Origin of the sequence: Rathayibacter sp. AY1C5 (genome assembly GCF_002931705.1) — a bacterium.
Lineage (GTDB): Bacteria > Actinomycetota > Actinomycetes > Actinomycetales > Microbacteriaceae > Rathayibacter.
Map to the genome: position 1 here is coordinate 1 of NZ_PSWD01000046.1, position 11,490 is coordinate 11,490.

Below are 11,490 nucleotides of genomic sequence, written 5' to 3' on the forward strand. Positions count from 1 at the left end.
GCGCGTGCGCGGGCCGACCCGAAACGGGCCGGCCCGCACGAGGGGGAGAGCCCCCTCGACCCCCCGGTCACGCGCGTGGAACGGCCACGCGCGCTCGAGCGGTAGTCAGCGGCGAGGACGCGGCTTGTACTTCTTCCCCGCCCGGATGTTCCGGTTCTCGATCACCCCGACGACCGCCAGGCCGGCGGCCACGGCGACGATCAGCACCCACCCGAGCACGTTGAACCACTCACCGGTGAACGCCGCGTACGTCTGCTCACCGGCGATCGCGAAGAGCATGAACGACAGCCCGAACCAGACCATCCCGTTGCTGATCAGCGCAGCACGCGCGAGCTTGGTCCGAGGCTTCGACATGCGCCCACCCTCCCACCGGACCCTGGACGTGTCCAAGGTCCTTGGGAGGAATCTCCACCTCCTGCGCCTGGCCGTCGAGCTGGCCGGCCTCGCCTCTAGATTCGAGGAATGAGCCCCAACCACGCTGACGGCACGGTCGAGACGCAACGGCTCCTGACTCTCTGGGAGCAGCTCAGCTCCCGCCGGTTCGCGCCGAGGGACGGCCTGCACCCCTCGAACGCGATACAGGTGTGGACTTTCGCGCACCACGCCGCGCGCCTTTCGCGAGCGGTGCTCCTGCTGCACGGAGCAGGACACGACCTCGAAGCCATGCCCCTCATCAGGCAGACGATGGAATGCGCGATGAACGCGGCCTGGCTACTGGTCACCGATGACGGTGGAGCAGCGCTGAGCGCAGTAGACACGAAGAACCGGCGCCAGACCTTCAAGGAGGTGACCGACCTGGGCCTCGCTGACCTGTCCGACGTGATCCGTCGACTGGACGAGGAAGAGAATCGGGACGCCCGCGCCAAGAGCACGCGTAGCTTCAAGGAGCGGTGCGACGCGATCGCTGGAGGCCCCCAGATCTACGCGATGTACCGGACGCTAGGGCTCTACTCGCACGGCACGTCCAGCGTTGCGGACGTCTACCTCGCCATAGCGCCCGAGAACGAGGGAAACCCGTACGGCGTGAAGCTCCTATGGGAAGCGGACTGGGACCAGGGCGAGACGTGGATGCGGGTCCAAGCCCTCATGCTGCTTCTCGCTCAGATCGCAGCCGACGACGCGCAAGCCAAGCCGATGCACCGGACGCAACTCGACAGAGCACGTCGCCGTCTCGGCGTCACCTGGCAGATTCGCGCAGCGAAACCCGGCTAGGGCTGGTTGGGAAGCGAGGTCTTGTATCTCTTTGACTCCGCTCCGAGGGAGTTGACAACGGCCAAGACAGCCAGAACAGCCTCGGCAGCCCCCTGCATGTCGTTCTTCGCGGCGCACGCTTTCGCCTTCGCGAGGTACACACCCGCCAGGTCGACGCCGGTGTGGTCGTAGGCGAAGAATGACAGCTGCCCCACCTTGTGATAGTCCTCGCTCTGAAGTGCGATCTGCATGTCATCGAGTGTGTTGAGGAGCGCCTGCATCGTCATGAACCGCAGCCTAGCGGGGCGCTGAGGCCTAGCCGCGAGGAGTCCAGTTAGGGGATCGCCTAGCGGCCGCCCTCCGCGCAGACTGAGCCCATGACGTCGGTAGAACTACTCAATGCGCGCCCCCGAGACGACGCGCAGATGGAGACACTCTTCGGTTCGGGGTGGCCGGCGTTCATCTCCGCCGACCGCCTCGCGGAGGAGCACCTGCCGCACATCCGCGAGCGATTCACCCGGTTCGAGCTCGTGGTCCTCGATGAAGACGTGCCGGTCGCCGCGGGCTGGGCTGTGCCAATCCGGTGGGATGGCACCCGCGAGGGTTTGCCCGCCGGGTACGGCGACTCCCTCCGCCGGGCGCTCGAGGAGGAGGACGAGGCGACGACCCTCGTCGTCTGCGCCGCCCAGGTGCATCCCGACCGCACCGGCGCCGGCCTCGCCGGGACGCTGCTCGGCGCGTTTCGCGACCTCGGCGTCACTAGCGGCTACGACCACATGATCGTCCCGCTGCGCCCGACGATGAAGCCGCGCTACCCGCTGACCCCGATCGACGTCTACGCGGCGTGGACGCGGGAGGACGGGCTGCCGCTGGATCCGTGGCTGCGTACGCACCTGCGGATGGGCGCTCTCGTCCTCGGCGTCGCCCCTCGGTCGCAGGTGATGACCGGCACCGTCGCCCAGTGGGAGGAGTGGACCGGGATGGCCCTGCCTGCGTCGGGGGAGTACGTCATTCCCGGCGGCCTTTCGACGTTGCGCGTTGACCGTGATGCGGACGAGGGGATCTACGTGGAGCCGAACATCTGGGTGCAGCACCACTGAGCTGGCGGGTGCTGCTCTCGGCCGCGCCATGCGCGCAGCCGAGAGCAGGGCGGCACCGGAGCCCCTTGCCCGGTATGGCCGCTCGCGGCGTCAACGAAGTCCCCACTTCTCAACCGCACCGCACCATTAGACATGAAGTGCCAACGTTGGCGACGCCCCGTGCACCTGGTCGAGCGGTCTCTACTTGCGGTCGCGTCGCGCCTCGCGGCGCATGAGGACCACGAACCCCACGATCACGAACAGGACGACAAAGCCGACCGCGATGAAGGGCAGGTAGTTCAGGAAGAGAACCAGCAGGAACGCTGGCAGGTCGAGAGTCACCTAGGTCAGTTCACAAGCGCGGCCGGCGGGAGCGGAGTGCGTAATGGCTACCTCTCAAGGGCAACGGATCCGAAGGACGGGTAATCGGGGCCTTCGTAGTTCATGGCGGTGAGGGTTCTGATCGCCGGCATGGTGTGCGCTCCGGGTATTGCGATTTCCTGGTCCGGCTGTTCCGGGTCCAGGGGGCCGATGTCGAAGGAGTAGCCGGCAGTGTCGACCCAGGCGCCAGAGCTGTCCTGCTCCAGTGCACCCTCCTTGAGTTGCAGCCTCAGATCAGATGCGTCACCGGTCGACAAGTCGGTGAGGATTGCCCAGGTCGATCCGTCCGCTCGGCGCTCGATCAGGACCGATCCTGTCGTCTCGGTCTGCTGACTGACGAAGTCGCCCCTCAGAGGGAGTTGCTGCTCGAATGCGCTGAGCTCAGGGCCATCGGACGCGGCCGGCGCCGGCGAGCCTGCCGAATCCACGCCTGATGATTCGACAGCAACTCTCGATGATTCGTCGCCGGCGGTCTCGTTTGCGGTGCAGCCGGACAGCACAACTACGCCGGCTATGGCGAGCGTGATTCCGATTCTGCTGATTCCCATGGCCCGATCCTGGCATGAGGGCGCACCGGCAGTCAGGGCGCCGCTCCCTGTGCTGGAAGGGGATCTTCCGGTGCTCATGTCTCGTGCGGTCTGTTCAAGGTTGTCTGCACTCGCGGCGCGAGTGTGGCGGCGTCGGTCCATCTTTCAACCCCAGATCGCGCGAAGTATGGCAACAGCGTCGTCTAGGGAGACGTTCGCCGAAGCGGCGGAGTCCGCGAGGGCTCGTGCGCGTTCTACGACGAGTTGGGGCGCGCGTGATGCTCCTGGGGCGACGCGGGTGCCGGCGGCGGTGCGGGTGACGACGAGGCCGTCTTGCTCGAGGGTCTTGTAGGCCTTGGCAGCGGTGGCTTGGGCGACTCCGAAGTCGCGGGCCGTCTGGCGGACGGTCGGAAGGCGTTCGCCGTCACCGAGCTGTCCGGCTTGGATGGCTCCGCGGAATCGTTCGGTGATTTCCTCCGCGGTTTTGATCGTCAGCGTGGTCACTGTGTCACTCCGTCGAAGGGGATCGTCTCGATGAGCGGCCGACGTGCACGCCGGAGTGCGGCGGCGGAGCGGAGGGTGTCGGTCGCGACGCGGAGCAAGAGTGCGATGCCGATCCCCTGGCCGAGGAATCCGGCGTAGAGGAGAGGCTGCGCGAAGGTGCGGTAGGCGCTGCCGACGTAGATGAGGTTCCCGTCGGCGGTGGTCTGTCCCTCGACTCCGACAATGATCGTTCCGATATCTCCGGCGTGCATCCAGACAGCGCCGAGCGTCGTGATCAGCCCGCCGAGTAGAAGCAGGGTGAAGAGGCGAGCGGTGAGCTCTCGCTCCGGGCGCACGCTGGTGGCGGTCGATCGAGCGCGCAGGGGCCGGTTCGCGTCCGTGCGTAGTGCGAGCACGAGGGCGGCCACGGCGAGGACGAGGGTGATCAGGGTGGCGAGGTAGTTCGGCCAGCCGACGCCGGCGATGTAGCCGTAGTTCGCGTTGAAGGGCATGTAGATCGGCAGAGTGGTGTGCTCGGGCACGTTGCCGAGGAAGAACGCATCTGCCGGCGCGCTGGTGGCGATGACCGTCTGCCAGACCGACGTGAGCGCGAGCAGCGCCGCGATGACCGCGCCGACCCACAGCAGAGGCCGAGAAGCGAACTCGTTCCAGCGACGCTGAGGAGCGACCGCAGCTTCGCCCGGCGCCGGAAGGGGCTCGCGGCGCACCAAGAACATGGCGACCGTCACCACGAGGGCGGCGACGAGCAGCGGGGCAGGCCGGCGCCACCACCCCTCGAATCCGGTCGTGTCCGCCGGGGTGCTCACGTGAACGACGAACGCCACCACGATCACGAGGAGAGCGCCGGCCACTCCCGCCCAGGTCAGTGTCGACGTGCGACGTCCGCTGGTCGGCAGCGAGACGATCCGGCGCGGGTACACCCAGGACAACACGAAGCAGATGAGGCCGAACGTGACCGGAGCGGCGACGGCCGAGAGGAGTTGATACACCTCGCGGGGAATGAGCAGTGACATGGGACCTCCACAGCAGACATCAGCGGCGACGACTTCGCCTTGTGCAAGGAAGTTAGCACAATGTTGTTCTAGGAAGAAAGATCAAGATTGCACCCCCTGCCACGCACCCTGTGCTGCTCGGTCGCTGCTCGAGACGTCCCGTGAGGGGACGTTCGGATGGGGCCAGCTCCGCGGGGCTATGTCGTCGCTGTGATGACCAGAAACGGCCCCACCATCCGTCCCGTATGGGGGTCGTTCACCGGGATGGCCCGAGCTCGAGCGCAGCCCGCTTGCGGCGGGAACGGATCCTTCGGAGAACGATGCCGGTCACGAGGAACCCGAGCCCTGTCGGGATGGTGCCTGCGGTCAGAAGGACGGCGTGGAGCGCGAGTAGGAGGTAGTCGATGGAGGACAACCAGGTCATCGACAGAGGGCCGAGGACGTCCATGATCAAGAAGGAGAACAGGGAGATGGCCAGTCCACACCAGGCGAGGCTCGCTGCGGCAGGAATCAAGGCGAGCGGGACGCGGCGACGCGGATGTCTCCGGGCCACTATGTGAGCGGCGACAGCGGCGAGGGCGATCCACGTCCCGACGCCGATCGCACCGAACGCGATTCCGAAAACTCCCTCAGACGGGTCCGAATCGGTCACGCCCGTTGCGACCATGAAGCTGCTGAGCATGAGAATCAGGGCTGCTATCGCGGTGGCGAGTCCCACGCCCGACCAGGTGATGAGGCTGTCCAGTGAAGTTTCGGGTGCTGTAGTCGAGGTCGTCGGAGTTGCTGGAGCGGGAGTGTTGGTCACGATCAGGGGTCCTCGTTGGTAGCGGGAAGGACGTGGCTCATCGTGCAGTGACGGTGAGGTTCAGCTCTTCCCCTACGCGCAATATCTCGTTCGAGGGGAAGCGGAACGGGTTGAGGTAAAACAGGTCATCGTCCGTCATGCCGAATCGTGCCGCGACGTCCTCTGCGAGGTCGTTGCGAGCGACGCTGTATGACGTTGGTACTCCGTTCGTCGTTTTGGTCTCGCCACGTGCTGCTGCGCGCGGGCCGGTGTCCCGGGCGACGAGGGTGCTGCGTTGGGGCTCCACACTCCACTGGATGTCAGCGATGGCGATGATTTCCGTCGAGCAGTCCGGGTCGTTCTGCGGTCGGGTCGTGAGGACGAGCTGATCGATCGCTGTCGGGTCGCCGCGGAACTCGGCGAGGTTCCGCCACGCCTTGTAGGGCTTTCCCGACTCCGCGTCCGCGAGGCGCATCGGGAAATCAACGTTGAAACAGGTGGCACCCTCATCGATCGGATCCAGCGCCCCCATGACCGCGACGAAACCGGAAGAGGATTCTGTTGCGGCGGGGATCGCGAGCGCCTCTGACGCGAGGGCCAGCCGACCGTCTGCCGCACTCAAGCGAATGACGCTGGCCGTCCCATCGCTCCCCGTGAACGTTGCCACGCCAAGGTCGCCGGTGAGCGCAGCGTCGGAGCTGCCATCCGTGGGCGTCACCCGAGCCGGCGGCGTGGGCTGTGGCGTGCATCCCGTGATGACGATCAGGCATGCTGCGACTACGACCGTGCTTCGCGCCCTCGAGAATGCCCCCATCGGCTCAGGGTAAGCAATGTCCCCACTCCTTTCTTGGTGGGCAGCGTTGGCGCCTTCTCCTGTAACGCTAGGGATGATCGTCTACCGGGTGGGTTGGTTGAAGGATTCTCTGGCGTCGGTGATGGTGCTTCCGTTGCGGAGGGTGAGTGTGACGGTGAAGGTCGGCTCGGGTCCGCTGCGGCCCGTCTCGCCTCCCTCGGTGAGGCCGGTTCCGGGCCACCAGGCTGCCCAGTGGCCGTCTGTGATCGTGGCGAGGACGCTCGTGCCGTCGTTGGTGCGGATGGTGAGTCCGGTCACGTCCGAGCCGACATCGCCGCTGGTGAAGACGGCGGGCGGAAGGTTCTCGCCGGTGAACTGGCTGATGCCTCCCTGCGTGTATTCGTCAGCGAGCGGAGTGAACCCGCCCTCGCTTCCGGTGGAACTGATGAGCGCCCTCCCGGCAGTGCTCGTCCCGGCCGGGATCTCGATGAGGCACGCCCGCTGGCTGGGGGTCGTGTAGGAGAGCAGGACCCAGTCGCCGCGCCGTTCCCCTATCGCCGGCTGCCCGAGCTGCTCCGTGTCACCAGCTGCACACGCCGCGCCGGCGACGGTCAGGTCGGAGGCGCTGGCAACCTCCGCGGTCGACGTCCATGAGGCGTACGCGCGGGAGTCGACACCGGACGGCAGGACGGCGAGAGCGACCCCCAGCGCTGCGGCCGCGAGTCCTGCGGGAAGGATGAACTGCCATCCCCGAGGACGCCGAGCGGCGGGCTCTCGAGCGGCCACCGGGTCGCTGTGGAGGATCATCTGGAGCCGCGCTTCGGCGGCCTCGCGAGCCGGGCCGTCGAGCTCGTACTGGGCGGCCGGGTCGAGGTCTTTCGTGGCGAGGAGTTCGGGCGTGGTCATGATGCCTCCAAGGCGGGCGCGTGGTGCTGATGCGAAGGGGGATCGAGCAGTGCCCGCAGCGCGGTGCGTGCTCGGTGAAGTCGGAGCCGGAAGGCGACGGCGGTGATGCCGAGCACTCCGGCCGCGGACGGGGAGTCGAGTCCTTCCCAGGCCGTCAGCGCGATCGCTTCCTGGTGCTGCGGTTTGAGTTGCTGCCACGCCTGGTAGAGGTCGAGCCGGGTCGCGATCGCGTCCTCCGGTGACCGCGCGGCCGCGTCGGTGTGAGCGGCGACCCGGATCGCGAGCGCGGCGGAGCGCTGCTGGCCGCGAAGGTCGTTGAGGAGGCAATTCCGGGCGATGGTGAACAGCCACGCCCGCGCGGGCTCGTCCTCCGACGGCGCGGTGTCGTGGCGGCGCCAGGCGATCAGGAACGCCTCGTGCGCGAGGTCGGCGGCACGCTCGGGGTCAGCGCGACGCCTCAGGAATCTGACGACGCTGACGTACTCGCGTTCGTACAGCTCGGAGAAGCTCGCCTCGCGAGCGGACTGTGGTGGGCTCATACCTGGGACATGTCCCCAGCCGAGCTGCTGTTACAGATGATCGACCAGTTGATGTTCTGTCCCACTCCGGGACCTCGGCTACGGAACCGCTCGCGAATGATGAAGCCCGAGTTCGGCACGTCAGGCGCCGAGGGCGCCAGGCAGTTTCCTTTCGAGTCGCGCTGCTCGGCTCGCGGCGAGTCCGATCGCCAGCAGCACGCCGCACACGATGGGGAGCTGCAGTCCAGCCGGCAGCGCTGGATACATCGGGAAGAGCACTGCTCCGAGCACCTCAATCCCGATCAGCAGGACAGGCAGACCGATGAGTACGAGCGTCGAAACCGCGGCGGTGACTCGCCCGCGCCAGGGGAGCGCTGTGAGCAGGCCGAGCGCTGCGATAGGCGCCGCTGTCGAGAGGCCGGGACCAAGCCACCCAGCGGACGCCGAAACGAAAGCGATGATCAGTTCCGCGGCAGAAGCCGCCAGTGCCATGCCGCGGGCGGCACCTGTTCGTCCGGCCACCGCGAGCCCGAGCGCGACAACGAAAGCGGCTCCCGCAAAGACGGAGGGATTGGTGAACGGTCCGATCGCGCCGGGATAGTTGATCCCCGGTGACCAGTTGATCGTGAAGTAGAAGATGAAGAACGCCGTGGCGAGAGCGAGCGGAATGATCGCGGCCGGCGATCGGCCAGCGTGCGAACGGAAGTGATGACGCACCCCACCGACCATCAAAGTGACTCGCTGTCCGAGCGTGGGGCGGGACCGGCCTGCGTCGTCGGCTTCGTCCAACAGGATGCCGAGCAGCACCTCACCGTGCTCCGCCCTCCATACGGGCGGGTACCAGCGCAACGCGCGTCGGAAGCGGTCGGCTCGGTAGGCGTCATCGTTCGTCGTCATGCCGTTCTCCAATCAGGGGCGTGGCCAGGTCGGATCGCTGCGGCGGGAACGAGTCCGAGGTTCGCCCGTGCTCGGCGCGCGCTGGCTTCCATGCGGTCGACCTCGACACCGAGCGCAGTACGGCCGGCGTCGGTCAGTCGGAAGTAGCGACGGACTCGACCGTTGATCCGCTCATCTCCATCGGAAGAGATGAGTCCCTCCGTATCGAGCCGTTCAAGTGCCGCGTAAAGCGTCGTCACTCGAAGGCGCACGCGATCCTCGGACTGCTCCTCGATGTCCTGGAGGAGTGCGTAACCGTGGCGCCGACCTGTCGCCAACGTGGTCAAGATCCAGAACGTCGTCTCTCGCATCTCGCCGACCATGATCCGAACCATACTCCAACGCTCGCACTATGAGTCACCGAGTGACTCCACCGCACTCGTGCGCCAACACTTGGCGCTACATTCCGGGAATGACCAATCGCACGCTCGGCAACGCGTACACGGCCGTCCTTCTGATCGTGGGTGCGGCAATGACTTTCATCGGCGCGTTCACCTCAGGCTCAGTGGGCGCCACCGCCGCCGTCGCCTTCGGTGCAGCGGCGGTGGCGGCGGGGCTCGTACTCATCGGTATCCGCTTGACGACCCCCACCCGTTAGTCGCGCGACGAGCGGACTTGAGGAGCGGTCCCGTAAGGGGATCGATCCGCGGGACGCTTTCAGCGGACTGCTCGGAGGGGCTACTGCTCGTCTTTCCGGGCTGCTCGGCCGACGAAGTGCACGGACCGTCGAGCGTCGACGAGTTCGCGCTTCTCGAAGTGGCGAACGACGAAGGCTCCTGCGACGAACGAGTAGCCGATGCCCTCCGCGATTCGTGTGAGGACCGGGATGGTGCTGATGATCTGTTCGACGGTGGGTGATCCGTTGGCTTGGTAGGGGGCGATCCAGAACGGCACGATCGTGCCGAAGACGATGCCCAGGAGAATCCCGGCGACACCGATCCAGAACATGGAAGTGGACGAAAGTGCTCTGAGCATGGGATCCCCGGAATGTTCGGTGGGCGAGTCGAGAGGCGCCGCTGTCGGACGCGCCGTCCTCGCTCACGGCTGATCGGTCTGGTTACAAGCGCAGGTTGAGCGCGGCGAGGACGGTGACGAGGCCGGCCGCGACGACGACGACCGTCAGTGCAACGCGCCCCGCCGTACGGCGGAGAAGGCCGGTCATCGTGGCGGCGTCCGCCACGCGAGTCGCGATCACGAGGTCAGGAACGCCGGCCGGCGGTTGCGGTGGCGTCGTGGAGTCGTCTTCGCTGGCCGGGACGCTCACGGTCTGCTGAGCCGGCTCGATCCGATCGGGCAGCTTCTTGAAGCGGCCATCATTCGATTCGCCCACAGCGACCTCCCCAGCGGTCGCCGCATCGCGACCCTCCTTCGTGACTGTAGCCGTGCAACTCCATTGCGTCAGCGTGAGCGCGTAGCGGCCTGGAGCTGGAGACTGCTGCGGCGCACGTCTCCTCTCCACTCCTCGAGCGTCCACCGATCGGGTCCCGTAGAGGAACCTGCTGCTTCCCGAGCGCGCTGCTCGCTGCCATAGATTCCAACGACGTCGGTGGCGTCTGCCCAGAGGGCTGTCCTGAGGAGGAGGTAGTGCTCACCGTCACTGCTGTTCTTCACGCCTCGGATCCTCGTCGGTTCCGACGTCGTTCGGTCACCGTGGCGCGAGGTATCACAGTGCTGGCGCGCGTCCCGTATCGGGATCCTAAACCGGTCACCTATAGCGGCGTTTCTCGCGGCGTCGTTGCGCTCCTCAGCGCGTGTGTTCTCGCGGCACTGTGCGACTGGGCTACTCCGCGTCGTCGCTAGCAGTGTCGCCCCGGCCGCTTGCAAGAGGTCTGTAGCTGGGCAGAGGGGTGGAGCTCGCATCGAACCCCTCAGGGCGATCGTCTCCGTGATCCGCGGTCTCGCGGTCGGCTTCCATGCGCTGCCGCCGTGCCTGCTCCTCGGCCACGGCAAAATCGATGAGCCTCTTCGATCCGTACATACGACCACCTCATTCCTCGGAGTGGCGAGCGTATCGACCTCGGCTGGGGAAGGCGTCATCCCGGTACACACGACCGCTGCCCGCGGTTCCCGCCGCAGCCGACGTCGCCCGTGCCCCAGGTCGCTTACCGGCATTCGCTGCAGCGTGTTCCGTATGGGGATCGATCTGCGGGACGCTTTCAGCGGACCGCTCGGAGGGGCTTGGCGTCGTCGTCGCTTGCTGGTGATGCCGCCAGGGTCGACCGCAGGTCTTCTCGTGCTCGTTGGTAGCGGGTGCGTGCCGTGGACGCGGGGACGCCGAGGAGTTGTCCTGCTTCGGTGATGGAGAAGCCGTCCCAGTGGATGAGGCGGACGAGCTCGGCCTGTTCTGGCGCGAGCCTGGCGATCGCATCGCGCACGTCGACTCCTTCGTCGGCGGGGCGTCCTTCGGTAGGAGCGGTCGCCAGAACGCCGCGGAGCCGGCCGGAGAGGTCGGCTCGCCTGTTCTCAGTGCGGGTGCTGTTCGAGAGGACGTTCCGGGCGATGCCGAAAAGCCACATCCGCGACTCCTCCGCGGTGCGGGGAAGGGCGCCTACGCGGCGCCATGCGGTGAGCATGACGTCCGCGAGTGCGTCGGCGGCGTCCTCGAGAGGGAGGCGGCGTTGCAGGTACTTGAGCAGGTCAGGCGAGGCGACGCGCAGCGCCTCGGTGAGTCGCTCCGCCTCGTCGGTCTTCCTGCGGGTCACCAGGTCGCTCCGGGGCAGTGGGCCTCGCCCGCGATGCTGAGGTTCGCGGCGTCGACGTCGACGTTCTGCGCAGTGAGCTCGGCGTCGAGAGCGTTGCTGATGATGCGCCCGACGGCGGTCGAGTACTCCCGGTCGGCGTTGTAGAACTCGGTGCCGTAGCCGGCCGGCGTGCGGGAT

Annotated in this window: 19 protein-coding genes; 3 read left to right on the top strand and 16 right to left on the bottom strand. The window is 66.9% G+C overall.

Annotated elements, in window-relative coordinates:
- Positions 1–105: 105 nt before the first annotated feature.
- Positions 106–354 carry a hypothetical protein gene (locus C5C57_RS17005; RefSeq protein WP_104233598.1) on the bottom strand — a complete coding sequence of 83 codons (249 nt, stop codon included), beginning with the start codon at positions 352–354 and terminating at the stop codon, positions 106–108.
- Between the two features lie 108 nt (positions 355–462).
- Between C5C57_RS17005 and C5C57_RS17010 the strand changes: the two genes are divergently transcribed.
- On the top strand, positions 463–1,212 hold the full coding sequence (locus C5C57_RS17010) for a DUF5677 domain-containing protein (protein ID WP_104234391.1): 750 nt from the start codon (positions 463–465) through the stop codon (positions 1,210–1,212).
- Here the strand turns inward: C5C57_RS17010 and C5C57_RS17015 are convergent.
- Positions 1,209–1,478 carry a hypothetical protein gene (locus C5C57_RS17015; RefSeq protein ID WP_104234392.1) on the bottom strand — a complete coding sequence of 90 codons (270 nt, stop codon included), beginning with the start codon at positions 1,476–1,478 and terminating at the stop codon, positions 1,209–1,211. The genes C5C57_RS17010 and C5C57_RS17015 overlap by 4 nt on opposite strands.
- Before the next feature lie 138 nt (positions 1,479–1,616).
- Between C5C57_RS17015 and C5C57_RS17020 the strand changes: the two genes are divergently transcribed.
- Positions 1,617–2,291: a hypothetical protein gene (locus C5C57_RS17020; RefSeq protein WP_219813018.1), complete on the top strand. Its 675-nt coding sequence runs from the start codon at positions 1,617–1,619 to the stop codon at positions 2,289–2,291.
- Between the two features lie 180 nt (positions 2,292–2,471).
- Here the strand turns inward: C5C57_RS17020 and C5C57_RS18250 are convergent, their stop codons facing one another.
- The 10 genes from C5C57_RS18250 to C5C57_RS17065 all read right to left on the bottom strand — a co-directional run bounded on the left by C5C57_RS18250 (position 2,472) and on the right by C5C57_RS17065 (position 8,934).
- Entirely contained in the window at positions 2,472–2,612 is a 141-nt protein-coding gene (locus C5C57_RS18250; protein WP_181067866.1) for a hypothetical protein, read from the bottom strand.
- A 47-nt stretch (positions 2,613–2,659) separates the two neighbouring features.
- Positions 2,660–3,199 carry a hypothetical protein gene (locus C5C57_RS17025; protein ID WP_146080960.1) on the bottom strand — a complete coding sequence of 180 codons (540 nt, stop codon included), beginning with the start codon at positions 3,197–3,199 and terminating at the stop codon, positions 2,660–2,662.
- Positions 3,200–3,343: 144 nt separating this feature from the next.
- The gene (locus C5C57_RS17030) at positions 3,344–3,682 is read right to left on the bottom strand and encodes a GntR family transcriptional regulator (protein WP_104234395.1); all 339 of its coding nucleotides are present in this window, start codon (positions 3,680–3,682) and stop codon (positions 3,344–3,346) included.
- A complete protein-coding gene (locus C5C57_RS17035) occupies positions 3,679–4,695 on the bottom strand; it encodes a hypothetical protein (protein ID WP_104234396.1) in 1,017 nt (338 codons plus the stop codon). Before C5C57_RS17035 ends, C5C57_RS17030 begins: the two co-directional genes overlap by 4 nt.
- Before the next feature lie 235 nt (positions 4,696–4,930).
- Complete coding sequence (locus C5C57_RS17040) at positions 4,931–5,392, bottom strand: hypothetical protein (protein ID WP_104234397.1); 462 nt, start codon at positions 5,390–5,392, stop codon at positions 4,931–4,933.
- 124 nt (positions 5,393–5,516) lie between these two features.
- On the bottom strand, positions 5,517–6,272 hold the full coding sequence (locus tag C5C57_RS17045; protein ID WP_146080961.1) for a hypothetical protein: 756 nt from the start codon (positions 6,270–6,272) through the stop codon (positions 5,517–5,519).
- Between the two features lie 81 nt (positions 6,273–6,353).
- The gene (locus C5C57_RS17050) at positions 6,354–7,157 is read right to left on the bottom strand and encodes a hypothetical protein (RefSeq protein ID WP_104234399.1); all 804 of its coding nucleotides are present in this window, start codon (positions 7,155–7,157) and stop codon (positions 6,354–6,356) included.
- Entirely contained in the window at positions 7,154–7,696 is a 543-nt protein-coding gene (locus C5C57_RS17055) for an RNA polymerase sigma factor (protein ID WP_104234400.1), read from the bottom strand. Before C5C57_RS17055 ends, C5C57_RS17050 begins: the two co-directional genes overlap by 4 nt.
- 120 nt (positions 7,697–7,816) lie before the next feature.
- Positions 7,817–8,572, bottom strand: a complete 756-nt coding sequence (locus C5C57_RS17060; protein ID WP_104234401.1) for a hypothetical protein — start codon at positions 8,570–8,572, stop codon at positions 7,817–7,819.
- On the bottom strand, positions 8,569–8,934 hold the full coding sequence (locus tag C5C57_RS17065) for a PadR family transcriptional regulator (protein ID WP_219813019.1): 366 nt from the start codon (positions 8,932–8,934) through the stop codon (positions 8,569–8,571). Before C5C57_RS17065 ends, C5C57_RS17060 begins: the two co-directional genes overlap by 4 nt.
- Before the next feature lie 89 nt (positions 8,935–9,023).
- Between C5C57_RS17065 and C5C57_RS17070 the strand changes: the two genes are divergently transcribed.
- Positions 9,024–9,209, top strand: coding sequence for a hypothetical protein (locus C5C57_RS17070; RefSeq protein ID WP_104234402.1), 186 nt, complete (start codon positions 9,024–9,026; stop codon positions 9,207–9,209).
- A gap of 80 nt (positions 9,210–9,289) precedes the next feature.
- On the opposite strand, the gene C5C57_RS17075 is transcribed toward C5C57_RS17070, so the two are convergent.
- The 4 genes from C5C57_RS17075 to C5C57_RS18255 form a co-directional block, all read right to left on the bottom strand.
- Positions 9,290–9,559: a hypothetical protein gene (locus C5C57_RS17075; RefSeq protein ID WP_104224259.1), complete on the bottom strand. Its 270-nt coding sequence runs from the start codon at positions 9,557–9,559 to the stop codon at positions 9,290–9,292.
- Between the two features lie 109 nt (positions 9,560–9,668).
- Positions 9,669–9,941 carry a hypothetical protein gene (locus C5C57_RS17080; protein ID WP_104227086.1) on the bottom strand — a complete coding sequence of 91 codons (273 nt, stop codon included), beginning with the start codon at positions 9,939–9,941 and terminating at the stop codon, positions 9,669–9,671.
- An 826-nt stretch (positions 9,942–10,767) separates the two neighbouring features.
- A complete protein-coding gene (locus C5C57_RS17090) occupies positions 10,768–11,313 on the bottom strand; it encodes an RNA polymerase sigma factor (protein WP_104224254.1) in 546 nt (181 codons plus the stop codon).
- Positions 11,310–11,490, bottom strand: a 181-nt coding sequence (locus C5C57_RS18255; RefSeq protein ID WP_181069260.1) for a hypothetical protein, incomplete at its 5' end; no start/stop codon positions are given. The genes C5C57_RS17090 and C5C57_RS18255, both read right to left, overlap by 4 nt.

Bases quoted from the DNA above. Each gene is read 5' to 3' on its own strand.
- C5C57_RS17005 (WP_104233598.1), bottom strand. From the start codon at position 354: ATGTCGAAGCCTCGGACCAAGCTCGCGCGTGCTGCGCTGATCAGCAAC.
- C5C57_RS17010 (WP_104234391.1), top strand. From the start codon at position 463: ATGAGCCCCAACCACGCTGACGGCACGGTCGAGACGCAACGGCTCCTG.
- C5C57_RS17015 (WP_104234392.1), bottom strand. From the start codon at position 1,478: ATGACGATGCAGGCGCTCCTCAACACACTCGATGACATGCAGATCGCA.
- C5C57_RS17020 (WP_219813018.1), top strand. From the start codon at position 1,617: ATGGAGACACTCTTCGGTTCGGGGTGGCCGGCGTTCATCTCCGCCGAC.
- C5C57_RS17025 (WP_146080960.1), bottom strand. From the start codon at position 3,199: ATGGGAATCAGCAGAATCGGAATCACGCTCGCCATAGCCGGCGTAGTT.
- C5C57_RS17035 (WP_104234396.1), bottom strand. From the start codon at position 4,695: ATGTCACTGCTCATTCCCCGCGAGGTGTATCAACTCCTCTCGGCCGTC.
- C5C57_RS17045 (WP_146080961.1), bottom strand. From the start codon at position 6,272: ATGGGGGCATTCTCGAGGGCGCGAAGCACGGTCGTAGTCGCAGCATGC.
- C5C57_RS17050 (WP_104234399.1), bottom strand. From the start codon at position 7,157: ATGACCACGCCCGAACTCCTCGCCACGAAAGACCTCGACCCGGCCGCC.
- C5C57_RS17055 (WP_104234400.1), bottom strand. From the start codon at position 7,696: ATGAGCCCACCACAGTCCGCTCGCGAGGCGAGCTTCTCCGAGCTGTAC.
- C5C57_RS17060 (WP_104234401.1), bottom strand. From the start codon at position 8,572: ATGACGACGAACGATGACGCCTACCGAGCCGACCGCTTCCGACGCGCG.
- C5C57_RS17065 (WP_219813019.1), bottom strand. From the start codon at position 8,934: ATGGTCGGCGAGATGCGAGAGACGACGTTCTGGATCTTGACCACGTTG.
- C5C57_RS17070 (WP_104234402.1), top strand. From the start codon at position 9,024: ATGACCAATCGCACGCTCGGCAACGCGTACACGGCCGTCCTTCTGATC.
- C5C57_RS17075 (WP_104224259.1), bottom strand. From the start codon at position 9,559: ATGTTCTGGATCGGTGTCGCCGGGATTCTCCTGGGCATCGTCTTCGGC.